The 20,744-nt window shown below is 65.2% G+C and carries 21 protein-coding genes; 14 read left to right on the top strand and 7 right to left on the bottom strand.

All coding sequences use genetic code 11. From position 1 onward, the window contains the following. Nucleotides 1-82: 82 nt before the first annotated feature. Nucleotides 83-565 carry a cupin domain-containing protein gene (locus RPS27_RS36250; RefSeq protein ID WP_211417860.1) on the bottom strand — a complete coding sequence of 161 codons (483 nt, stop codon included), beginning with the start codon at nucleotides 563-565 and terminating at the stop codon, nucleotides 83-85. Nucleotides 566-803: 238 nt separating this feature from the next. Here RPS27_RS36250 and RPS27_RS36245 point away from each other — a divergent pair, with 238 nt between their 5' ends. Together RPS27_RS36245 and RPS27_RS36240 are read left to right on the top strand one after the other, a co-directional pair. Continuing rightward, nucleotides 804-1,088: a hypothetical protein gene (locus RPS27_RS36245; protein WP_194406889.1), complete on the top strand. Its 285-nt coding sequence runs from the start codon at nucleotides 804-806 to the stop codon at nucleotides 1,086-1,088. Between the two features lie 83 nt (nucleotides 1,089-1,171). Then, complete coding sequence (locus RPS27_RS36240) at nucleotides 1,172-1,885, top strand: peroxiredoxin-like family protein (RefSeq protein ID WP_212065376.1); 714 nt, start codon at nucleotides 1,172-1,174, stop codon at nucleotides 1,883-1,885. A gap of 179 nt (nucleotides 1,886-2,064) precedes the next feature. On the opposite strand, the gene RPS27_RS36235 is transcribed toward RPS27_RS36240, so the two are convergent. After that, the gene (locus tag RPS27_RS36235; RefSeq protein WP_194406891.1) at nucleotides 2,065-2,946 is read right to left on the bottom strand and encodes a LysR family transcriptional regulator; all 882 of its coding nucleotides are present in this window, start codon (nucleotides 2,944-2,946) and stop codon (nucleotides 2,065-2,067) included. 178 nt (nucleotides 2,947-3,124) lie between these two features. Between RPS27_RS36235 and RPS27_RS36230 the strand changes: the two genes are divergently transcribed. The 3 genes from RPS27_RS36230 (at nucleotide 3,125) to RPS27_RS36220 (ending at nucleotide 6,181) form a co-directional block, all read left to right on the top strand. Next, nucleotides 3,125-3,949 (top strand): 3-hydroxybutyrate dehydrogenase, encoded by an 825-nt coding sequence (locus tag RPS27_RS36230; protein ID WP_194406892.1) that lies wholly within the window; start codon nucleotides 3,125-3,127, stop codon nucleotides 3,947-3,949. Nucleotides 3,950-4,010: 61 nt separating this feature from the next. Next, nucleotides 4,011-5,153: a DUF3734 domain-containing protein gene (locus RPS27_RS36225; protein ID WP_212065375.1), complete on the top strand. Its 1,143-nt coding sequence runs from the start codon at nucleotides 4,011-4,013 to the stop codon at nucleotides 5,151-5,153. A gap of 77 nt (nucleotides 5,154-5,230) precedes the next feature. Continuing rightward, the gene (locus RPS27_RS36220) at nucleotides 5,231-6,181 is read left to right on the top strand and encodes an oxygenase MpaB family protein (protein WP_212065697.1); all 951 of its coding nucleotides are present in this window, start codon (nucleotides 5,231-5,233) and stop codon (nucleotides 6,179-6,181) included. A 204-nt stretch (nucleotides 6,182-6,385) separates the two neighbouring features. Here RPS27_RS36220 and glgA read toward each other — a convergent pair whose 3' ends face one another. Next, on the bottom strand, nucleotides 6,386-7,801 hold the full coding sequence (gene glgA / locus RPS27_RS36215; RefSeq protein WP_212065374.1) for a glycogen synthase GlgA: 1,416 nt from the start codon (nucleotides 7,799-7,801) through the stop codon (nucleotides 6,386-6,388). A gap of 192 nt (nucleotides 7,802-7,993) precedes the next feature. Here glgA and RPS27_RS36210 point away from each other — a divergent pair, with 192 nt between their 5' ends. The 8 genes from RPS27_RS36210 to RPS27_RS36175 all read left to right on the top strand — a co-directional run bounded on the left by RPS27_RS36210 (nucleotide 7,994) and on the right by RPS27_RS36175 (nucleotide 16,968). Beyond that, nucleotides 7,994-9,190 (top strand): CaiB/BaiF CoA transferase family protein, encoded by a 1,197-nt coding sequence (locus RPS27_RS36210; protein WP_212065373.1) that lies wholly within the window; start codon nucleotides 7,994-7,996, stop codon nucleotides 9,188-9,190. 129 nt (nucleotides 9,191-9,319) lie between these two features. After that, nucleotides 9,320-10,864 carry an ABC transporter substrate-binding protein gene (locus tag RPS27_RS36205; protein ID WP_313755007.1) on the top strand — a complete coding sequence of 515 codons (1,545 nt, stop codon included), beginning with the start codon at nucleotides 9,320-9,322 and terminating at the stop codon, nucleotides 10,862-10,864. 7 nt (nucleotides 10,865-10,871) lie between these two features. Continuing rightward, nucleotides 10,872-11,822 (top strand): ABC transporter permease, encoded by a 951-nt coding sequence (locus tag RPS27_RS36200; RefSeq protein ID WP_212065371.1) that lies wholly within the window; start codon nucleotides 10,872-10,874, stop codon nucleotides 11,820-11,822. Beyond that, complete coding sequence (locus RPS27_RS36195; RefSeq protein ID WP_212065370.1) at nucleotides 11,809-12,681, top strand: ABC transporter permease; 873 nt, start codon at nucleotides 11,809-11,811, stop codon at nucleotides 12,679-12,681. Before RPS27_RS36200 ends, RPS27_RS36195 begins: the two co-directional genes overlap by 14 nt. Further along, nucleotides 12,678-13,670, top strand: coding sequence for an ABC transporter ATP-binding protein (locus RPS27_RS36190; protein ID WP_212065369.1), 993 nt, complete (start codon nucleotides 12,678-12,680; stop codon nucleotides 13,668-13,670). Before RPS27_RS36195 ends, RPS27_RS36190 begins: the two co-directional genes overlap by 4 nt. Then, nucleotides 13,667-14,638, top strand: coding sequence for an ABC transporter ATP-binding protein (locus tag RPS27_RS36185; protein WP_212065368.1), 972 nt, complete (start codon nucleotides 13,667-13,669; stop codon nucleotides 14,636-14,638). Before RPS27_RS36190 ends, RPS27_RS36185 begins: the two co-directional genes overlap by 4 nt. A gap of 75 nt (nucleotides 14,639-14,713) precedes the next feature. Continuing rightward, on the top strand, nucleotides 14,714-15,781 hold the full coding sequence (locus RPS27_RS36180; protein WP_212065367.1) for an alcohol dehydrogenase: 1,068 nt from the start codon (nucleotides 14,714-14,716) through the stop codon (nucleotides 15,779-15,781). 107 nt (nucleotides 15,782-15,888) lie between these two features. Next, complete coding sequence (locus RPS27_RS36175) at nucleotides 15,889-16,968, top strand: isocitrate/isopropylmalate dehydrogenase family protein (RefSeq protein WP_212065366.1); 1,080 nt, start codon at nucleotides 15,889-15,891, stop codon at nucleotides 16,966-16,968. Between the two features lie 60 nt (nucleotides 16,969-17,028). On the opposite strand, the gene RPS27_RS36170 is transcribed toward RPS27_RS36175, so the two are convergent. The 4 genes from RPS27_RS36170 to RPS27_RS36155 all read right to left on the bottom strand — a co-directional run bounded on the left by RPS27_RS36170 (nucleotide 17,029) and on the right by RPS27_RS36155 (nucleotide 19,956). Next, nucleotides 17,029-17,313: a hypothetical protein gene (locus tag RPS27_RS36170; RefSeq protein WP_194406903.1), complete on the bottom strand. Its 285-nt coding sequence runs from the start codon at nucleotides 17,311-17,313 to the stop codon at nucleotides 17,029-17,031. 102 nt (nucleotides 17,314-17,415) lie between these two features. After that, on the bottom strand, nucleotides 17,416-18,231 hold the full coding sequence (locus RPS27_RS36165) for an enoyl-CoA hydratase (protein ID WP_211417851.1): 816 nt from the start codon (nucleotides 18,229-18,231) through the stop codon (nucleotides 17,416-17,418). Nucleotides 18,232-18,505: 274 nt separating this feature from the next. Continuing rightward, nucleotides 18,506-18,877: a helix-turn-helix domain-containing protein gene (locus RPS27_RS36160; protein WP_020608151.1), complete on the bottom strand. Its 372-nt coding sequence runs from the start codon at nucleotides 18,875-18,877 to the stop codon at nucleotides 18,506-18,508. A 29-nt stretch (nucleotides 18,878-18,906) separates the two neighbouring features. Beyond that, entirely contained in the window at nucleotides 18,907-19,956 is a 1,050-nt protein-coding gene (locus RPS27_RS36155) for a LysR family transcriptional regulator (RefSeq protein ID WP_194406905.1), read from the bottom strand. 483 nt (nucleotides 19,957-20,439) lie between these two features. Here RPS27_RS36155 and RPS27_RS36150 point away from each other — a divergent pair, with 483 nt between their 5' ends. Beyond that, entirely contained in the window at nucleotides 20,440-20,706 is a 267-nt protein-coding gene (locus RPS27_RS36150) for a hypothetical protein (RefSeq protein ID WP_194406906.1), read from the top strand. The last annotated feature ends 38 nt before the right edge of the window (nucleotides 20,707-20,744 follow it).

Below are 20,744 nucleotides of genomic sequence, written 5' to 3'. Positions count from 1 at the left end.
TCCTGTAGGGATGCGGCGCCCAGGGTGGGGAAGTCCCGGGCGCCGCATCTCGTAGCGAGCGCGCTGGGGCTGGGGGCGCTCGTTACATGTGGTGGTCGTTGGGATCCTTGCGGACGTCGCCGACATAGAGAATGACGGTGTCCTTGCCGAGGTTCTTCCACCAATGCGAGGTGCCGTGGACTTCGGGACGGATGTCGCCGGCCTTGTGCACGATCGGATCGACGCAGTTCGAGGCGTATTCGACGATCTCGCCCTGCTGCACGAAGATCAGCGCGGGACGGTCGTCATGGCTATGCCAGGGCACGATGCCGCCGGGTGCGATGGTCAGCTTGCGGAAGCGCAGCTCGCGGCCCTCGATATGGGCGGGCTGCTTGCCGAGGTCGATGGCGCCCAGCGTCACGTCGGTGACGCCGACCGGCTTGTAGTCGACCATCTGCTGGGCGTTTGGCTTGACCTTGTCGGCGGGGCATTCGCCCGCGGCGGCCGGCTGCGACACGAATGTCAGTGCGCCGACGAGGGCAAGGCCGGACCAGGCCAGGCGCGACAATCCGGGATGCTTGGACATGAGAAATCTCCTGTGTTGACCGCAACCACGCTGGTTGCCGGCTATGACGGGAGCTTCATCGAGATCGCCTCCATCCTGAAATGCCGGCTCGCTCTCGATGCGATAGCGCGGTGCTATGTTGATGCGCGGCGGCTATCGATCCGATTGGGCAATTGCATTTCCGCTTTCGCGTCATTCGGCGTCCGATGACAGGGCGCCCGATTGGCGGGCGTTCACGTCAATCCGGAGGAGCACCCCCATGCCGAAATTGTCCAAGACCCTGATCGCCACCGCAGCGTTTGCCATTATCGCCACCTCGGCTTTCTCGGAGGCCGCCTGGGACTTCAAGGCCGGCATGGCCTATGTCTATGGCGGCCCGGGCAAGATGTCGGCGATGGCCATGGCCCCGGCCGAGAAGAACCACGAGGCGATGATGAAGAACGCCAAGAAGGTGCCCGACAACACCGTCTTCTTCATGAGCAACGGATCGATGTACTATACTTCGGGGCGGCTCGATCCGACCGGCAATTTCTACGTGAACTGAACGGGTCCTGGCATCGCGGCCGCCCCTTGCGGGCGGCCGAACCGGGAAAATAATATTCACCGAATGCAATGCCGGAGCAGAAGATGACGTCTCTCTCGCCAGCCGATGCCGAACAGCTCAGGCTTGCCTTCCAGCGCTGTCGCGACATGGACGGCACGCTGAACGAGCAGCTCCGCGCCTATGCTGATGCCAGCCGCGCGGTCTTTCCGGCCTATGGCGAGGCCGTCGACCGCCTGGTGGCGAGATTGGGCGGTAACGGCGGCGGCGAGACCGCGCCGCGTCCGGGCGATGCGATGCCGCCGTTCATGCTGCCGGACGAGGGCGGCCATCTCGTCACGCTGCCTGCGCTGCTGGAGCGCGGTCCGCTCGCCGTGATGTTCTTCCGCGGCCACTGGTGTCCCTATTGCCGGCTCAATGTCCGCGCCGTGGTCCAGGCGCTCGATCGCATCAAGGCGATGGGGGCGCAGGTCGTCGCGGTCATGCCGGAGACGCAGGAATACACTCGGCAGCTCAAGGCCGAATCCGGCGCGCCGTTTCCGATCCTGACCGATCTGGACAACGGCTATGCGCTGTCGCTCAATCTCGCGATTTGGCTCGGCGCCGAGATCCAGGGCCTGTTGTCGTATCAGGACATGGCGAGATTCCACGGCAATGACGGCTGGTTGCTGCCGATCCCGGCCGTGTTCGTGGTCGGCCGCGACGGGATCGTCAAAGCCCGCTTCGTCGACCCCGATTTCCGCAAGCGCATGGAAATCGATGATCTGCTCGAGGCGCTGGAGAGTGCGAGCAGGGGTTGAGGCTGCGCACACTCTTCCCCTCCTTGCTTGTGGGGAGGGCGGCTCGCCGCGAAGCGGCGAGACGGGTGAGGGTTCTCTCCGCGCGTGAATCTTTTGCGTCGAATACGCGGACAGAACCCCTCATCCGGCGCTTCGCGCCACCTTCTTCCGCAAGGGGAGAAGAGAAAAAGCAGTCCCTATTATCCCGCGATCTCGCGCCAGTCGGCGCCGCGCAGCATGCGCATCACGGCGTTGGCGACCGCCGTGCGCTGCCGGCCGGCCACTCCGTAAAGGCTGACGGTGCGACGGGCGTCCAGTCCGGCGACAGTGGCGCGCGTCAGCGTTTCCGGCAAGGGGGAGGTGTGCGGCATCATGGCGACACCGATATCGGCCTCGACGAGCTCGATCAGGTCGCGCTCGCTCGAAATCTCGTGGCCATGCTCGATGCCGTGCTCGCGCAGGCTGGCGGAGATGCGGCGCGAATGCTCGCAGAACGTCCGGCTCAGCAATTGCTCCGAGCGCAGATCCTCCAGTTCGATGCTGCTGCGTCCGGCCAGCCGATGTCCGTCGCCAACGACGAGCTCGAAGCTCTCGGTGAACAGCGGCCAGGCGTCGAGCCGGTCCCAGGCCTCGTCGATCTCCGCGGCGATGCCGAGCTCGGCCTCGCCCTTCTTCAGGAATTCACCGACCTCGCGGCTCGTCCCGCGCAGGAAGCGCAGTTCGAGCCGGTTGAACTGTCGCCTGATCTCGTTGAGGTGCGGGATCAGCAATGCCAGATCGATCGAATGCGTCAGCGCGATGCGCAGCGCGCCGATCTCTCCGCTCCTGAACGAGGAGGCGAGCGAGCGCGCGCCGGCGGCGGCGTCGAAGCACTGCTTCAGGAGCGGATGCATGCGCTGGCCGAGCTCGGTCAGTTGCGCCGCCGGCCGCTCGCGGCGAAACAGGTCGCCGCCGAGCTCGGCCTCGAGCTGCTTGATCGCGCGCGTCAGCGAGGGCTGCGTGACGTTGCACTCCTCGGCCGCGCGCGTGAAGTTCAAAAGCTGCGCCACCGCGAGGAAATAGCGGACCTGGTGCATTTCCATGGATCGGCTCCCCAGCAAGATGGGCTCGAATCTAGCCGATCGGAACGGGAAATGACATCCCGCCCGCAATAGCGCGGACGTATGGAGTCGGAAGCCAGCCGGTATTTCCGTTTGGGCTGGCGATCCTTCAAGTCTTGCGAAGGCCGGAAGCCCAGTCATCGCCAACGGAGACCGTGTCATGAACATACCGCTGAAGCCGCAGACATCCCAACCTGCGCGCGCGCTCGCCGGCAGGGTCGCGCTGGTCACGGGCTCGACCAGCGGCATCGGTCTTGGCATCGCACGTGCCCTGGCGGCAGCCGGCGCCGATGTCGTGCTGAACGGTCTCGGTGTCGTCGCCGAGATCGGCCGGACACGGGAACAGATCGCCGCCGAGTTCGGCGTCAAGGCGAGCTACTCGCCGGCCGACATGACGAGACCGAAATCGATTGCCGAGATGATCGCGGCGACCATCGCCGAGTCCGGCCGGCTCGACATCCTCGTCAACAACGCCGGCATCCAGCATGTCGCGCCGCTCGAGCAGTTTCCGGTCGAGAAATGGGACCAGATCCTCGCGATCAACCTGACCTCGGCCTTCCACACCACGCGGCTCGCGCTGCCGGCGATGCGCCAGAACGGTTTTGGCCGGATCATCAACGTAGCCTCGGCGCACGGCCTGGTCGGCTCGCCGTTCAAGGCGGCCTATGTCGCCGCCAAGCACGGCATCGTCGGTCTGACGAAGGTCACGGCGCTGGAGACCGCGGAGGCGGGCATCACCTGCAACGCGGTCTGTCCCGGCTACGTCTATACGCCGCTGGTCGAAGCGCAGATCGACGGGCAGGCCAAGGCGCACGGCATCTCGCGCGATCAGGTGATCCGCGACGTGCTGCTCGCGCAGCAGCCGAACAAGCGCTTTGCCACGGTCGAGGAGCTCGGCGCGCTGACGGTGTTCCTGTCGACGGACGCGGCGGCTTCGATCACCGGCATCGCGCTTCCCGTCGACGGCGGCTGGACCGCGCACTAACATGAGCCGGCGTAACAAGCCGCCTTCGGCAGCGGCAGTGCAAGCTGATCAGGAGCGACACATGAATGGTACGCAGACGGACATCCAGCGCAAGGACCTGCCGGGACAGGTGGTTCTCGTGCTCCAGGGCGGCGGCGCACTCGGCTCCTATCAGGCCGGGGCCTACCAGGCATTGCACGAAGCCGGCATCGAGCCGGACTGGATCATCGGCACCTCGATCGGCGCGATCAATGCGAGCCTCATTGCGGGCAACGCGCCCGAGCACCGGCTTGCGCGCCTGAAGGAGTTCTGGAAGCGGATGGAGCAGCAGCCGGTCTGGGATTGGCGCACCGTGTTTCCGGGCTTCAACGAGAAGCTGGCCTATTGGGCGACCGTGACCCACGGCATTCCAGGTTTCTTCCGCCCGAATCCGCTGGCACATGCCGGCGATTCCTACCCACTCGGTGCCGATCACGCGGGCTATTACTCGACCGCTCCGCTGGAGAAGACGCTGTGCGAGCTCGTCGATTTCGATCTCGCCAACCGCTGCACGCCGCGCCTGACGGTTGGCGCAGCTCATGTCGGCACGAGCGAGATGCGCTATTTCGACAGCCGAGACGGCGAACTGACGGTGAAGCATGTCATGGCTTCGGGCGCACTGCCGCCCGCTTTTCCCGCCGTGCGGATCGATGGCGAGCTCTATTGGGACGGCGGCATCCTCTCGAACACGCCAACCGAAGCGGTGTTCGACGACAACCCACGCAGGGACTCGCTGATCTTCTCCGTTCATCTGTGGAACCCGGTCGGGCCCGAACCCACCACGATGGCGGAGGTGCTGAACCGGCACAAGGACGTGCAATATTCCAGCCGGATCGCGAGCCAGATCGTCCGTCAGCAGCAGGCGCATCGCCTGCGCCATGTCATCAACCAGCTCGCGGCGCGGCTCCCCGAGAGCGAACGCAACGATCCTGCGGTGAGGGAGCTGACGAGCTACGGCTGTCCGACCCGCATGCACGTCGTGCGGCTGCTGGCGCCGCAGCTCGAGCGCGAGACCCATACCAAGGATATCGACTTCAGCCCGGCCGGGATCACGCGGCGCTGGCACGCCGGCTATGCTCACACGAAGTCGGTGCTGGCGCGCAAGCCCTGGATCGGCGAATTCGATCCGCTCGCCGGTGTGGTGCTGCACGAGCATACGGACGAGATGCCGATGGCAGCGGAATAGGGACGGCGCCGCTCTTCATCGAATTGCCACAGGGCTTGCCGATCGTCGGTCATCCCACGCAGCCGAAGGGCGTGCAGATGGTGTCCGCGAACGATCTCGAGGCAACGCTCGATCAGGTCCGCGCTTGCGCAGCGGGGCCGGTCGCCGGAGTGTTCGGCCCTGACACGCTGACCTGGCGGATCGACCGCGAGGCCATCATCTTTCTCGGCGCCGGCCGCGCGTTGTTGCTGCAGCTGGCCCACCCTTGGGTCGCTGCCGCCATCGCCGAGCATTCCAGCACGTTTGCCGATCCGATCGGCCGCTTCCATCGCACCTTCGACATCGTCTTTGCCATGGTGTTCGGCTCGCTCGACCGGGCCTTGCTATCGGCCCGGCAATTGCACCGTCGTCACAGCATGATCGTCGGAGAGATGCCCGAGACCGTCGGCCCGTTCGCGGCAGGCTCGCGCTATTGTGCCAACGACATTCCGTCGCTGCGCTGGGTTCACGCGACGCTGGTGGAGTCCGCGCTGATGGCGCACGATTTGGTGCTGCCGTCATTCTCGGCGGAGGAGCGCGAGCGTTACTGGATGGAGAGCCGGCTGTTCGGTGCCTTGTTCGGATTGACCTCGGACGATCTGCCGGCGGACTGGTCGGGCTTTACCGCCTACACCGCGACGATGGCGCAGTCGGAGACGCTGACCGTCAGCCCGGCGGCACGCGAGATCGCGACGCAAATCTTCAGCGGTGCGCGACCTTGGCTGCGGCCGCCGCGCTGGTACCGCGCGCTGACGGCGCAGATGTTGCCGGAGCCGATACGTGCAGGCTTTGGGTTTGAGCTGGACGCGCGCGACGAGAAGGCGGCCGACAATGCGCTGCGCTGGATCCGGCGCGTCTATCCGAAATTGCCGGCCAGGCTGCGCTACGTCGGGCCCTTTCAGGAAGCGCAGGCGCGCTTGCGCGGCGAACCGCAGCCCGACTGGATGACGCGCTGTCTCAACCGCGCCTGGATCGGTCGGCCGCAGATGGACATGCGCGGGAAGGGGTGAAAGCCTGATCTCTCGTGTCCCGGACAAGCCACAACGCGCGAAGCGCGTTGCGGCGCAGAGCCGGGACCCAGGGGCCACGAACTCCGGCGCATCATGGGCCCCGGCTCAGCAGCGCACCGTCGGAGAGACGCTGCGCTGCGTCCGGGGCACGAAGCCGGAGTGGAGCGCAGACTCTCTCAACGCCGTGATTGCGAGGAGCCTACCTCACACCGACGCCAGCCTGCGATACAGCGCGCTGTAGCTTCCCGCCGAGATGCTCCAGGAGAACGAACGTCCCATAGCGCTGCGGCGCATGGTGTCGAGTTGGTCTTGCGCCCTGAAAGCCGAGAAGGCCCGGCGGACGCCGCCGAGGAAGGAATCGCGCGAGGGTTTCGAGAACAGGAATCCGGTCTCGCCGTCGGTGATGGTCTCGGCGAGGCCGCCGGTCTGGTGCCCGATCGGCAGCGAGCCGAAGCGCTGGGCGTACATCTGGCTGAGGCCGCAGGGCTCGAAACGCGACGGCATCAGGGTGAAATCGCTGCCCGCAAAGATGCGGCGAGCCTGAGCGTCGTTGAAGCCGATCACCACGCCGATGGCGTCGGGGCGGCGGCGGTGCGCGTCGATCAGGGCCTGCTCGAGCGCCGGCTCGCCGGAGCCGGTGACCACGATCTGCCCGCCGGCATCGACGATCTCGTCGGCGGCCGACAGCACGAGGTCGATGCCCTTCTGGTGCACGAGGCGCGCGACGATGCCGAACATCGGGCCGCGCGAGACCGCAAGGCCGAATTGCTTGCGGACGTAATCCGCGTTGGCCCTCTTGCCGACCCAGTCACCGGCACCGAACTGCTGGGCCAGCTGGGCACAGGAGCGCGGGTCCCAGCTCTCGTCGATGCCGTTGAGGATGCCGGTGAGCTCGGCCGCGTCCGAGCGCTGACGGAGCAGGCCCTCCAGACCGCAGCCGAACTCGGCCGTGGTGATCTCCCGCGCATAGGTGCCGCTGACGGTGGTGAGGTGCGAGGCGTAGACGAGGCCGGCCTTGAGGAAGGAGAGCTGGTCGTAGAACTCGATGCCGTCGATGTGGAAGGAGCTCTCCGGTGCGCCGATCCGCCGCAGCGCCTCCTTCGGGAAGAGGCCCTGATAGGCGAGGTTGTGAATCGTCAGGATCGACGGCAGCTTGGCGCCGCCCCAGGCGAGATAGGCCGGCACGAGCGAGGCCTGCCAGTCATTGGCATGGATCAGGTCTGCTGCCCAATTCTTGTCCAGCCTGCCCATGGCCAGCTCAGCGGCCGCAGAGGCAAAGCGCGCGAAGCGGATGTCGTTGTCCGGCCAGTCGCGTCCGGACTCGTCGCCATAGGGGTTGCCCGGCCGGTCGTAGAGTTGCGAGCAGAGCAGCACGTAGACCGGCATTCCGTCCTTGGTCGCGGCCCGGCCGAGCGAGCAGGCCGGCATTTCCGCGAACGCCGGACAACGGCCAACGACCTGAATATGCGTGAGTTGTTCGATGATGTCGCGATAGCCGGGCAGCATGATCCGGATATCGGCGAAGGAGCGAAGGGCGCGGGGCAGGGCCGCAGACACGGCGCCGAGTCCGCCGACGCGGACGAAGTCGTCCATCTCCGTGGTGACGAACAAGACCCTCAAGAACAGCTGCCCTCTTCCGATCCCGTTTGCTGTTATGCAAGAACGGGTCCAGTTGTCCCGGAAATTCCCAAGCCCGCCTACGAGACACGTCGGTTCGGTAAAGACTTTCCTACTCAGCCGCCGCCCTCTAGGGTCGGCGCATCAACAAGAGAGAACATCGATTGTTCCTACGCGACCGAGGACGCAGCGAGTATGCAGCTAGCAGATGAGCATGAGGGGATGACGACAAAGGCCTTCGCGGGCCTGAGGGTCCTGGATTTTTCGACCACCATCGCCGGTCCTCATTGCGCGCGGATGCTTGCAGACATGGGCGCCGAGGTCATCAAGATCGAGACCGACGGCGGCGAAACGATGCGGACCCGGCCGCCTCTGCGCAAGGGTCATAGTACCACGTTCGGCCAGCTCAATGTAGGCAAGAAGAGCGTGGTGCTGGACCTCAAATCCGAGGACGGCAAGGAGGCGGTCCGCCGGCTGGCCGCGACATCGGATATCCTGGTCGAGAACTTCCGCCCCGGCGTGATGCACCGGCTGCGGCTCGACTACGACAGGCTGCGCACCGTCAATCCGAGGCTGATCTATTGCTCGATCTCCGGCTACGGCCAGAGCGGCCCTTCGGCCGAGCTGCCGGCCTACGCGCCGGTGATCCATGCCGCCTCCGGCTACGACATGGCGCATCTCGCCTACCAGCCCGGCCGCAATCGCCCCGATTATTGCGGCATCTATCACGCCGACGTCGTCACCGGCACCTATGGTTTCGGCGCGATCGCGTCCGCGCTCTATCAGCGGACCGTGACCGGGCTCGGCCAGCACATCGACGTGTCCATGCTGGAATCGATGCTGTCACTGACGCTGACCGAATTACAGAGTGCGCAATTCGCCGTGAAGCCGCCGCCACGCCCGATGTTCGGGCCGACCGAGACGGCAAGCGGCTATGTCATGATCACGGTCGCCAGCGAGAAGACATTTCAGGCGCTGATGGGTGTGATCGGCCGTCCCGAATGGATCACCGATGCGCGCTTTGCCACCTATGCCCCGCGCCGCGACAATTGGGCGGAGGTGATGGACGGCGTCGAAGCCTGGTCGCGGCAGTTCACGACCGATGCGTGTCTCGCAGCGCTCAGTGCGGCCGGCGTGCCGGCTTCGGCCTATCGCACCGTGTCCGAGGCGCTGGCCGATCCGCAGCTCGCGCACCGGCAGGCGCTCACGTCCGTGCAGGACGAGGGCGGCTCCTTTCGGGTGCTCAACCTGCCGTTCCGGATGTCGGGCGCCGACACCACGCCCGCCAAGACGATGGCTGCGCTCGGCGAGCATACGGATGCGCTGCGCGAGGAGCTCGGCCTCGCTGACGAGGCGTCAATTCCGACAGGCAAAACCGCCGCGACATTGTGAGCAGCATTGCGTCGCACATGCGGCGTGATCTCGCGCGCGTTCCTCTTGCCGCGGCGCGCTTTTGTCGTCAATCTCGCCTCCAGTCATTCAGCGATCCGAAACATCGGACGAGGGATCCCGGGAGGAACCATGACGAAGATTGCTGCCGCGGCGCGCAAGCACGCGCCGATTTTCCTTGTTGCGGCATTTGGCATCCTTCCGCTGGCCGAGCCTGCGCAGGCGCAGAAGTCCGGTGGCAGCATCACCGTCGGCCAGGAGCTCGACATCCCCGGCTTCGACCCGCTCAAGGTCGGCGTTTACGACACCTCGACCAACACCGCTGCCGCCGCGATCTTCGACACGCTGACAACGCTCGACGACAAGGGCGAGCCGGCACCGAAGCTCGCGGTGTCCTGGACCCATTCCGACGATTACAAGAGCTGGACCTTCAAGCTGCGCGAGGGCGTGAAATTCCACGACGGCACGCCGTTCAATGCGCAGGCCTTCAAGGAGAATTTCGACCGGCAGAAGGACCCCGCCAACAAGTGCCGCTGCGCCTTCTACATCACCAACATGAAGGAGGTGCTGGCGCCGGACGAGCACACCGTCGTCTTCAATCTGACCGATCCCTCCGTGAACCTGCCGGCGACGATCACCATCCAGAGTCAGAACAATGTCGTGCATTCGCCGACGGCCTGGAAGACTAAGGGCGACGACTACAACCGCAACCCCGTCGGCACCGGTCCCTACATCCTGAAATCATGGACCGCCGGCGACCGCATGGTGCTGGAGAAGAATCCCAATTACTGGGACAAGGGCCGGCCCTATCTCGACCGCATTGTCCTGAAGCCGTTGCCCGATGCGCAGTCGCGCTTCGCTTCGCTGCAATCGGGCGAGGCCGACATCATCTGGGACGACGAGAACGACGCCGACAACATCATGAAGGCGCAGAAGGACCCCAAGCTCACCGTTCACACCTACAAGGGCTCGGGTGCGCAGGTTTACGCCTTCAACACCAAGGTGGCGCCATTCGACGACGTTCGTGTGCGACAGGCGCTCGTGATGGCGATCGATCGCCCGAAGATGTCGCAGGCGATCACCAATGGCCTCGGCCGGCCCGCGACCAACCCCTATGGCGACGGCTCCTGGGTCAAGTGCAAGGACGACGGCGCGCTGCCGTTCGACGTCGAGAAGGCCAAGGCGCTGATCAAGGATTACGGCAAGCCGGTCGAGTTCAAGACGCTGGTGACCGCGACGCCTAGGGGCCGCATGGTGGGCCAGGTGCTGCAGCAGTTCTGGAAGCGCGTCGGCGCCAACATGGAGATCGAGCAGGTCGATCAGGCCACCATTCCCTCGCGTGCCTTCACCCGCCAGTTCCAGATGACGCCGTGGCGCATCGTCGATCTCGCCGATCCAGATCCGCAAATGTACGCGAATTTCCGCACCGGCAGCCCGCTGGCGCTCGCCGGGTATTCGAACCCCGAACTGGACAAGCTGCTGGACCACGCGCGCGTCACCGCCGATGTCGGCCAGCGCACCGAGGATTACTGCGCCATCGGCCGCCTGATCAACAAGGAGGCGATCTGGTTCTGGACGTTCCAGAACACCTATTACGCGCTGTCGAGCGCCAAGCTGAAGGGCTTCCCGAAGATCTACAACGGTGTGATCGACGTTTCGACGACCTGGCTGGAATGACGGCGCGATGCTGAACTTCGTCGTTCGGCGACTGCTTGCCATGCTGCCGGTGCTGCTCGCGGTCTCGCTGCTGACCTTTCTGATCGCCTCGCTGCTGCCGGGCGATCTTGCTTTGGTCATCCTCGGCGATCAGGCGACGCCGGAGAACGTAGCGGCGCTGCGCCGCGACATGGGGCTCGACCAGCCGCTGTGGTGGCGTTATCTGAGCTGGCTCGGTCACGTCCTGCAAGGCGACCTCGGCCGCTCGTTCCGCACCGGGCAGACGGTGTTGCAGGCGGTCGCCGAGCGCATTCCGGTCTCGCTCGAGCTGATGCTGATGGCCGAGTTCATCGGCCTCTTGATCGGCGTTCCCGTCGCGATCGCCTGTGCTGCGCGGGCCGGCGGCGCGTTCGACCGCTTCATGACGGGCAGCGCGTTCGCGATGCTGTCGATGCCGTCTTTCCTGATGGCGATCCTGCTGATCTATTTGTTTGCGGTCGAGCTGCACTGGCTGCCGGCGACTGGCTATGTGCCGTTCACCGAGGAGCCGCTGGGCAATCTGCGCTTCTTCGTGCTGCCGGCGCTGACGCTGGCGCTGGCGGAATGGCCTGGCATCATGCGGGTGCTGCGCTCCGACATGATCGCGACCCTGCAGGAGGACTATATCGCGCTCGCCAAGGCAAAAGGCCTCAAGCCGGCGCGTATCCTGTTCGTGCATGCGCTGAAGCCGTCGTCCCTGACCCTGGTGACGGTGACCGGCATCAATATCGGCCGCCTGCTCGGCGGCACGTTGATCGTGGAATCGATCTTTGCGCTGCCCGGCATCGGCCGTCTCCTGGTCGGTGCGATCTACACCCGCGACCTCGTCATTCTCCAGGGCGTGGTGCTGTTGGTCGCCTGCGGCTTCGTCATCGTGAACTTCATCGTCGACATGCTCTACGCCGTGCTCGACCCCAGGATCCGCCATGCCCGCGCTTGAGCTCTCGATGCAGGACGAGGCGGTGCCCGTGCCGGCTGGCCGCAAGCGCCAGCTCGGCCTCTTGTTCTGGCTCGCGAGCACCTGGCTCGCGATCATCCTTGCGCTCGCGATCCTCGCGCCGGTGCTGCCACTGCAAAATCCCGTCGACATGGACATGCTGGAGCGACGTGCGGCGTTCTCCAGCGCGCATTGGTTCGGCACCGACGGACTCGGCCGCGACGAGCTTGCCCGCCTGATTTTCGGCGCGCGGGCCTCGCTGACGGTCGGGTTGATCGCACCGATGATCGGCCTGACTATCGGCGGCGCGTTTGGCCTGCTCGCCGGCTATTTCCGCGGCCGGTTCGAGACGCTGGTGGTCGGCGGCATGGACGTGCTGCTTGCCTTTCCGCCGCTGATTTTTGCGCTCGCGGTGACCGCTTATCTCGGCCAGTCGGTCCCCAACCTCACCCTGATCCTCGGTGTGCTCGGCATTCCCGCCTTCATGCGGGTCGCGCGGGCGGCGACGCTGACGCTAGCGCGGCGGGAATTCGTGATTGCGGCCGAGGCGCTCGGTGCCAGCCATGCGCGCATCCTCCTGCGCGAGCTGTTGCCAAACGTGATCCTGCCGCTGCTGGCCTTCTTCCTGCTCGGCGTCGCCGTCACCATCGTCGTCGAGGGTGCGCTGTCCTTCCTCGGTCTCGGCGTGCCGCCGCCGATGGCGAGCTGGGGCAGCATGATCGGCGAGGGGCGCGACAGCCTCGACGTCGCGCCGCGGCTGGCGTTTCTGCCGGCGGCCGGACTGTTCCTGACCGTGCTGGCCTTCAATCTGGTCGGCGACACCTTGCGGGCCCTGACCGACCCGCGTCAGGGGGCGCTGTGAGCGGCCCCCTTCTGACCATCGCGAACGTCGCGGTCGAGCTGCCGACCCCGCGCGGAACGCTGCGGGCCGTCGATCATGTCGACCTGTCGCTGGAGGCGGGCCGCACGCTCGGCATCGTCGGCGAATCCGGTTGCGGCAAGACCATGCTGTCGCGCGCGGTGCTGCAGCTGCTGCCGAAAAAGGCAAAGCTCACGGGTCGCGTGATGTTCGACGGCCAGGACCTGGTGCGGCTCGCGCCGGAACGCCTGCGACGCCTGCGCGGGCGCGACCTCGCCGTCGTGTTCCAGGATCCCATGACCTCGCTCAATCCGGTCCTGACCATCGGCACACAGTTGATGGAGACGATCCAGGAGCATCTCGAGCTCGATGCGCCCGAGGCACGGAAGCGCAGCATCGAGCTGCTGGCGGCGGTCGGCATTCCCGCGCCGGAGCAGCGGCTCGCGCAATATCCGCATCAATGTTCCGGCGGCATGCGACAGCGCATCGCGATTGCGATCGCGCTGTCCTGCGAGCCGAAGCTCTTGATCGCGGACGAGCCGACGACCGCGCTCGACGTGACCATCCAGGCGCAGATCCTGGATCTGCTCGCGCGCGAACAACGCCGCCGCCACATGGCCATGATCATCATCACCCACGATCTCGGCGTCGTCGCCGGCCGTGCCGACGAGGTCGCAGTGATGTATGCCGGCAGGGTGGTGGAGCGCGCACCGACCTCGGCCTTGTTCAAGCGCATGCATATGCCCTACACCGAGGCGTTGCTGGCGGCGATCCCGAAGCTGGATGCCGCGCCGCATACGCCGCTGCCGGCCATCTCCGGCCGCCCGCCCGATCCGACGCGACCGCTGCGCGGCTGCTCCTTCGCGCCGCGCTGCCGCTATGCGGCGAGCGATTGTCACCACGCCAAGCCCGCGCTGACGCGCGCGGAGATACCCGGACATCTCTATGCCTGCTTCCATCCGATCCAGATGACGGAGGGAGTTGGCGCATGATGCACCCTGCCGTGCGCGCCGAACCGCTCCTGAACGTCGACAATCTCGTCGTAGAATACGGTCTCGGCAACAAGACGGTGCATGCCGTTTCCGGCGTCAGCTTTCAGGTCGCGCGCGGCGAGACGCTGGGGCTGGTCGGCGAATCCGGCTGCGGCAAGTCGACGCTGGGCCGCGCCGTGCTGCAATTGCGCCGCGCCAGATCCGGGCGTGTACTGTTCGACGGCGAGGATCTCACCGCGATGGAGGGCGAGGCGTTGCGCAAGATGCGCCGCCGCGTGCAGCTGATCTTCCAGGATCCGATCGCTTCCCTGAACCCGCGCCGCCGCATTGGCGACATCGTGGCCGAACCGCTGATCATCGCCGGCGTCAGGGATGCGGCCGAGCGCAAGCGCAGGGTTTACGAGGTGCTTGGCGCGGTCGGGCTCGATCCTGATCTCGTGGCGAACCGCCTGCCGCATGAGTTCTCCGGTGGCCAGTGCCAGCGCATCTGTATCGCACGGTCTCTGGTGCTCAATCCGGAGTTCATCGTCTGCGACGAGCCGGTCTCGGCGCTCGACGTCTCCATTCGCGCGCAGATCCTCAACCTGCTGGAGGAGATGAAGGCGCGGTTCGGCCTGACATTGCTGTTCATCGCGCATGATCTTGCAGTGGTCAAAGCGGTCAGCGACCGCGTCGCGGTGATGTATCTCGGCCGTCTCTGCGAGGTCGGCCCTTCCGAGCAATTGTTCGCGAGGCCCGCGCATCCCTATACGGGACTGCTGTTGCAGGCGATCCCGGTGCCCGATCCGGACGTTCGTCCCGCCGAGAGTGTCGCGGGCGGCGAGCCGCCATCGCCGATTGCACCGCCGTCCGGCTGCCGCTTCCGCACCCGCTGCCCGCGGGCCGATCAGCGATGCAGCGCGGAGATACCGGAGTTGCGCGAAGTCGCACCCGGCCAGTTCGTGGCTTGCCATCATCCGCTGGCCTGAACTAAGACCGGTTTGTCTCACCTTGCCGGCCATGGCATGGTGGCGCGGCGACAAGAAGCATGCGGGAGGACGCCGATGAAGAGTTTCAAGGTTGCCGATTTCAAGGCGCCGTTGCAGGAGTTCGACGAAGCTACGCCGCAGCCGTCGGGCACGCAGGTGCTGATCAAGGTGAAGGCGGCCGGCGTCTGCCACAGCGATCTCCACATCTGGGAAGGCGGCTACGATCTCGGTCACGGCCGCAAGCCGCTCTCGCTGAAGGACCGCGGCATCAATCTGCCGCTGACCATGGGACACGAGACCGTCGGCGAAGTCCTGGCTTTCGGCCCCGATGTGAAGCCGACCGACCAGGGCGATCTCAAGCTCGGCGACGTCGGTCTCGTCTACCCCTGGATTGGCTGCGGCAAATGTGCGACCTGCCTGGCTGGCGACGAAAACATGTGCCTGACGCCGCGTTCGCTCGGCGTCTATTGCGACGGCGGCTATTCCGATCACATGCTGGTGCCGCATCCGCGCTATCTGCTCAATCTGAGAGGGCTCGATCCGGCGACCACCGCGCCCTATGCCTGCTCGGGCGTCACCACCTACAGTGCGCTGAAGAAGGTCGAGCAGTACTTCGATACGCCGATCGTGATGTTCGGTGCCGGCGGCCTCGGCCTGATGGCGCTGTCGCTCTTGAAGGCGATGGGCGGCAAGGGCGCGATCATGGTCGATATCGACGCCAGGAAACGCGAAGCCGCCGAGAAGGCCGGTGCGCTTGCCACCGTCGACCCCAAGGCGCCCGACGCGCTGGAGCAGCTTGCCAAGAAAGCGGGCGGGCCGATCCGCGCCGTGATCGACCTCGTCGGCAACGCCGCGACGACCCAGCTCGGGTTTGATTGCCTCACCAAGGGCGGCAAGCTCGTCATCGTCGGCCTGTTCGGCGGCGGCGCGACCTGGGCGCTGCCGCTGATTCCGATCAAGGCGATCACGATCCAGGGCAGCTATGTCGGAAACTTGCGCGAAACGCAGGAGCTGCTCGACCTCGTTCGCACCAAGAAGGTGCCGCCGATCCCGGTGACGACGGCGCCGCTCGCCAAAGCCAACGATGCGCTGTTGCAATTGCAGCAGGGCGCGGTGGTCGGGCGCACGGTGCTGACGCCGTAATTCAGTTGTCGTTCCGGGGCGATGCGAAGCATCGAACCCGGAACCTCGAGATTCCGGGTTCGGTCCTGCGGACCGCCCCGGAATGACACCTTGTCTTAGGAATATCCATGTCCGCAAACAACGCCTTCCACATTGCCGTGCTCGCCGGTGACGGCATCGGTCCCGAAGTCATGGCGCCCGCGCTCGAGGTGCTGCGCAAGGTCGGCGACAAATCTGGCCTGAGCTTCCGCTTCACCGAGGCGCCGGCTGGCGCCACCAATTATCTGGCGACCGGAAAATCGATGCCTGATTCGACGATCAAGCTCTGCGAGGAGGCCGACGCGATCCTGCTCGGCGCCTGCGGGCTGCCGTCGGTGCGCTACCCCGACAATACCGAGATCGCGCCGCAGATCGAGCTGCGCTTCATCTTCGATCTCTATGCCGGCGTGCGGCCCGCGCGCCTCATTCCTGGCGTGCCGAGCCCGATCGTCGGTGCCGACCAGCGCGGCATCGATCTCGTCGTGATCCGCGAATCCACGGAAGGGCTGTTCGCCTCGATGGGCAAGGGCGTCGTCACCCACGAGGAGGCGCGCGAGACCATGGTGATCACGCGCAGGACTTCCGAGCGTCTGTTCGAGTTCTCGTTTCGCCTGGCCGAGCGGCGCAAGGCGCGCGGCAAGCCGGGGATGCTCACCTGCGTCGACAAGGCGAACGTGTTCAAGGCCTTTGCATTCTTCCGCGGCATCTTCGACGAGATCGAGAAGAAGCATCCTGGGGTGAAGACCGACCGGCTCTATGTCGACGCCTGTTCGGCGATGCTGGTGAAGCGCCCCTGGGATTTCGACGTGATGGTGATGGAGAACATGTTCGGCGACATCGTCTCCGACATCACCGCGAGCCTGATCGGCGGCCTCGGCATGGCGCCGTCGGCCGACATCGGCGACAAATACGCGGTGTTCCAGCCCTGCCATGGCACGGCGCCCGATATCATGGGGCAGGGCAAGGCCAATCCGACCGGCATGATCCTGTCGGCGGCTATGATGCTCGACTGGCTCGCCGACAAGCACGGCGTCGAGAGCGCGGCGGAAGCGGGCGAGACGATCGAGCGTGCGGTGGATCAGGTCTATGCCGGCGGCATCAAGCCGATGGAGTTCGGCGGCAGCAACGGCACCGCGGACATCACGAAAGCGGTGCTGGGCGCGCTCTGAAAAGCAATCGAGGGCTCCAGTTCATCTCAAAGAAAAGGGGCCTTACGGCCCCTTTGTCGTTCACCAGCGGCGCCAGTGGTGGCGGTGACCCCAGCCCCACGGACGCGGGCCGTAGAAGCGGCGCGGGCCGCCATAATAGCCATAGGCGCCGTAATAGTTCGGGCGCCAGAAGCAGCGGCCCCAGGGGTTACAGACCCAGCGCACCTGATCGACATTCGCGGCCGGCCCGCTCGCGACTCGGTCGGCCTGCGGAATGCCGTTCGGCATCGCGGCAAGCGCTTGCCCTGATGCGAGCGCCGCGCCGCCAAGGGCAGCCAGACCAAGCACAGCAAATTTCAGTTTCATCGCAATCTCCCTCGTTGGTGGCGGGAGAACTACCGCGGGATCAACTGGTTGCTACCGCGCTGAGCCGCACGAGGAATTTAATCTTCCTGAACAAAGGTTCAGCTACTTGCCCTGGAACTGCGGCTTGCGCTTTTCCATGAAGGCCTGCCGGCCCTCGCGGAAATCCGCGCTGTCCATGCAGGCGGTGCCGATCGACTTGATCGCGTCCATGTCGCGTCGGCTTTCGTCCTTCAGCACCTCTGCAATCGTGATCTTTGCGGCCTTGATCGCCAGCGGGGCGTTCTCGGAGATGGTCTGCGCGATCGCCATCGTCTCACCCCAGAGCTCGCCCTCCGGGAACACGCGCTCGACGAGGCCGATGCGCAGCGCCTCCGCGGACTCGATGCGCATGCCCGTGTACATCAGCAGCCGTGCCCAGGACGGGCCGACCAGCGACACCAGATGCTTCAAGCCGTCATAGCCATAGGCGATGCCGAGTTTCGCGGCGGGAATGCCGAACTGGCTGCCGTGTGCGGCGAGGCGGATATCGGCGAGCATCGCGACCTGCATGCCGCCGCCGAGACAGAAGCCCTGGATGCAGGCGATGGTCGGCTTGGGATAGTTGGCCAGCAGTGCGCGCTGGGCGGCGCTGCGCTTGGCATATTCCTCGGACGCCGCCGCGTTATGGCGGGTCTTCTCGAACTGGCTGATGTCGGCGCCGGAGACGAAGGCCTTGCCGCCGGCACCGCGCAGGATCACGACGCGCACGGCATCGTCGTCGCGCAAGGCCGTCAGCGCCTCGCCAAATCCCTCCCACATCTCCAGCGACATCGCGTTGCGCTTGTCGGGATTGTTGAAGGTGATCACGCCGACGCCGTCGGTGACGTGCTGGAGGATCTTGCCGTCGGCGTAGGCTATTTCACGGGAGATGTCGGGCATTGCGCGCTCGCTGGTCGTAGGCCGGGGGCAATGTGGGGCGCCGGCCCTTGCGGGGTCAACCGGGGCCGGGCGGGCTTGTTTGCATCCGCCTGTGCGGTGATTGCATGGCGCGTCGTCCGGAGTGGCGTGCGCGCAAAGAAAAAGGGGCGGTCGAGCCGCCCCGGAAAGGCCACGCGCGAGTGCGCGGGCCGGAATATGCTCGTTCAATCCGGCCGCGCCCCCGCGACGCGGCGGATTGAAAGATCGGCCTTGAAGACCGGAGCGTCGGTCGATCTCAGCTTTCGTTCGCTGCGATCGATTCCATCAGCGAGACGAGCTGGCGTTGCACCGTCTGGTCCTTGATCTTGCTGTAGGCGCGCAGCAGGCGGAGGCTGAAGGCCGAATCGAGGAACAGCAGGCTCTCGACTTCGCGCGCCTTGTTGTCGCCGTCGTAGAAGAAAGTCACGGGCACGTCGAGGGCGGAGGCTATCTGCTGAAGCCGAGCCGCGCCGACGCGATTGACGCCTTTCTCGTATTTCTGGACCTGCTGGAAGCTGACGCCGAGCTTTTCGCCGAGCTCGGCCTGCGAGATCTTCATCTCGACGCGCCGCAGACGAATCCGCTTGCCGAGCTCGATGTCCGGCTTGCCGGCACTACGCTGCTTCATTCTCTTCGCCGCTGCTTTCATTTTCGTTTTCACCTTTGTTCTTCGGTTGAAAATCCCCCGAAGAGCTGGGTCAGGGGTTCGCCCATATACGAGTCCTTGAATTCATGCGGGTGCACGAATTCTTCCTTAAACCACGGGAAACGAGCTGGACTGAAAGCTTCGATCAGCCAGTCGATCATGTGCCGCACGCGCGGAATACGGCCGCTACCGGGATGGTAGGACAACCAGATATCCAGCGGCCGGTTCAGCTCGACCTCCAGTGGAATCAATTTCCCGCCGAGCGCAATGGCGTAGCTGGGGAAGACGCCGATGCCGGCGCCATTCGCGACCGCCCAATAATTGGCGCTCGACACGTTGGTCTTCATGACCAGAAGGTCACGCTCCGAAACGCCCGGGAAGAAGCTCTCGAAGGATTCCTTGGCGGCGAGCTGGTCGGCGAATTGCAGCACCAGGCGATGCTTGATCAATTCCGCCGCCGAACGCGGCGCGCCATGCTTTTCGATGTATTTCTCGGAGGCCCAGAACATCAGGTGCATGCGGCCGAGCCGCACCAGCTTGATGTCGAGCGCCGAGGGACGCGACAGATGGATGGCGACGTCGGCCTCGTGGCGCGAGACGTCGGCCGAGCGCATCGCGCAATGCAGGTCGACCAGGATTTTCGGATAGGCCTGCTGGAACTCGACCAGGCGCGGGGCGAGCCAGAACGTGCCGAGCCCCTCGGTGACGGCGACGCGGACCTCGCCGGACAGTGCGTTGGCCATCGAATCACTGGCGCGCAGCACGTCGAAGGTGGCAGCCTCCATGCGCTCGACGGCGGACACCACGAGCGCGCCTTCATCAGTCAGATGGGTACCGTGGACATCGCGGGTGAACAGCGTGGTGCCGGTCTGGCGTTCGAAATCGTCGATCCGCCGGCGCACGGCGTTGATGGACAGCGACAGGCGTTCGGCCGCCGAACGGAAACTTCCGCATCGGACGACTTCGAGGAATATGCGGGCCGCATCCCAATCAGAGAGGCCGCTGAGATTTGTCTTTGGGCGTTCCGCCACAGGAACGCCCCTTTCCGCCAAGGAGTGCATACAAGTCCCTTCGGAAAGCTAAACTGGCAGAATCTGGCGCAAACCACAACCACTGCGGGTTGGGGGATGATGAGTTTTGAACGTCATCCTTACTACCCCGTAGGTGGTATCAGAATGCTGCCAAGGGCTGGGAATCGGGCGGACTGTTCGCCCGGATGAGGGGTGTGGCGTGAGTTCCGTTGCGAGCCGTGAAATGGCTGCGGGATTGCAGGCACTGTCCGCAATGAATGCCGTTGCGCGAGAGCTAGTGCCGTCTCCCTCGATGGATCAATCACAGCGCTCCAAGCGTTTCCTCGCCGATCATTTCGAAACCGAGCGACATCGCAACGCGGCGATGGCAGCCGGAACCGCGGTTCCACAGCGGAATCCCGCTGAAATCAGGTTCAGAGGCACAGCGGCCTCGTGCTATCCTTGGTCTTCCATGGGGGCCGAGGGGGTCGTCACCATTACGTCTCGCAGGCCGAATTAACGGAAAGAACGCCGGTGTCGCATTCAGACGAACAGTTGCAGTCGGTGCTGGAAACGCTCGAGGAGTGCCGCAAGGTTCTCAACGCGTGCAACAGCCGTGAGTCGGCCGAGCTGCTGTCCATTGTCATCCTCGACGTCAGGATGAAACTCAAAGGAATCGACAGTGCCGATCTCAAGGCATTGTGCGACGAAATGCTGCGGAGCGCCGCGAGCGAACCGCCGCACCCTTCCAAGCAGACGCAGGACCAGCCCCGGCGTCCGCTGCTCCGCGTGGTGAAATAGCCACGCCGCCGAGTCTCGCTTTTTGGCGAGATTTGTGC

It is taken from the genome of Bradyrhizobium sp. WYCCWR 12699 (assembly GCF_032144035.1).
GTDB lineage: Bacteria > Pseudomonadota > Alphaproteobacteria > Rhizobiales > Xanthobacteraceae > Bradyrhizobium.
Note: the sequence above shows the minus strand (reverse complement) of the source record. Positions and strands in the feature narration are given on the sequence as shown.

Bases quoted from the DNA above. Each gene is read 5' to 3' on its own strand.
- RPS27_RS36250 (WP_211417860.1), bottom strand. From the start codon at position 565: ATGTCCAAGCATCCCGGATTGTCGCGCCTGGCCTGGTCCGGCCTTGCC.
- RPS27_RS36245 (WP_194406889.1), top strand. From the start codon at position 804: ATGCCGAAATTGTCCAAGACCCTGATCGCCACCGCAGCGTTTGCCATT.
- RPS27_RS36240 (WP_212065376.1), top strand. From the start codon at position 1,172: ATGACGTCTCTCTCGCCAGCCGATGCCGAACAGCTCAGGCTTGCCTTC.
- RPS27_RS36235 (WP_194406891.1), bottom strand. From the start codon at position 2,946: ATGGAAATGCACCAGGTCCGCTATTTCCTCGCGGTGGCGCAGCTTTTG.
- RPS27_RS36230 (WP_194406892.1), top strand. From the start codon at position 3,125: ATGAACATACCGCTGAAGCCGCAGACATCCCAACCTGCGCGCGCGCTC.
- RPS27_RS36225 (WP_212065375.1), top strand. From the start codon at position 4,011: ATGAATGGTACGCAGACGGACATCCAGCGCAAGGACCTGCCGGGACAG.
- RPS27_RS36220 (WP_212065697.1), top strand. From the start codon at position 5,231: ATGGTGTCCGCGAACGATCTCGAGGCAACGCTCGATCAGGTCCGCGCT.
- RPS27_RS36210 (WP_212065373.1), top strand. From the start codon at position 7,994: ATGCAGCTAGCAGATGAGCATGAGGGGATGACGACAAAGGCCTTCGCG.
- RPS27_RS36205 (WP_313755007.1), top strand. From the start codon at position 9,320: ATGACGAAGATTGCTGCCGCGGCGCGCAAGCACGCGCCGATTTTCCTT.
- RPS27_RS36200 (WP_212065371.1), top strand. From the start codon at position 10,872: ATGCTGAACTTCGTCGTTCGGCGACTGCTTGCCATGCTGCCGGTGCTG.
- RPS27_RS36195 (WP_212065370.1), top strand. From the start codon at position 11,809: ATGCCCGCGCTTGAGCTCTCGATGCAGGACGAGGCGGTGCCCGTGCCG.
- RPS27_RS36185 (WP_212065368.1), top strand. From the start codon at position 13,667: ATGATGCACCCTGCCGTGCGCGCCGAACCGCTCCTGAACGTCGACAAT.
- RPS27_RS36180 (WP_212065367.1), top strand. From the start codon at position 14,714: ATGAAGAGTTTCAAGGTTGCCGATTTCAAGGCGCCGTTGCAGGAGTTC.
- RPS27_RS36175 (WP_212065366.1), top strand. From the start codon at position 15,889: ATGTCCGCAAACAACGCCTTCCACATTGCCGTGCTCGCCGGTGACGGC.
- RPS27_RS36170 (WP_194406903.1), bottom strand. From the start codon at position 17,313: ATGAAACTGAAATTTGCTGTGCTTGGTCTGGCTGCCCTTGGCGGCGCG.
- RPS27_RS36165 (WP_211417851.1), bottom strand. From the start codon at position 18,231: ATGCCCGACATCTCCCGTGAAATAGCCTACGCCGACGGCAAGATCCTC.
- RPS27_RS36160 (WP_020608151.1), bottom strand. From the start codon at position 18,877: ATGAAGCAGCGTAGTGCCGGCAAGCCGGACATCGAGCTCGGCAAGCGG.
- RPS27_RS36155 (WP_194406905.1), bottom strand. From the start codon at position 19,956: ATGCACTCCTTGGCGGAAAGGGGCGTTCCTGTGGCGGAACGCCCAAAG.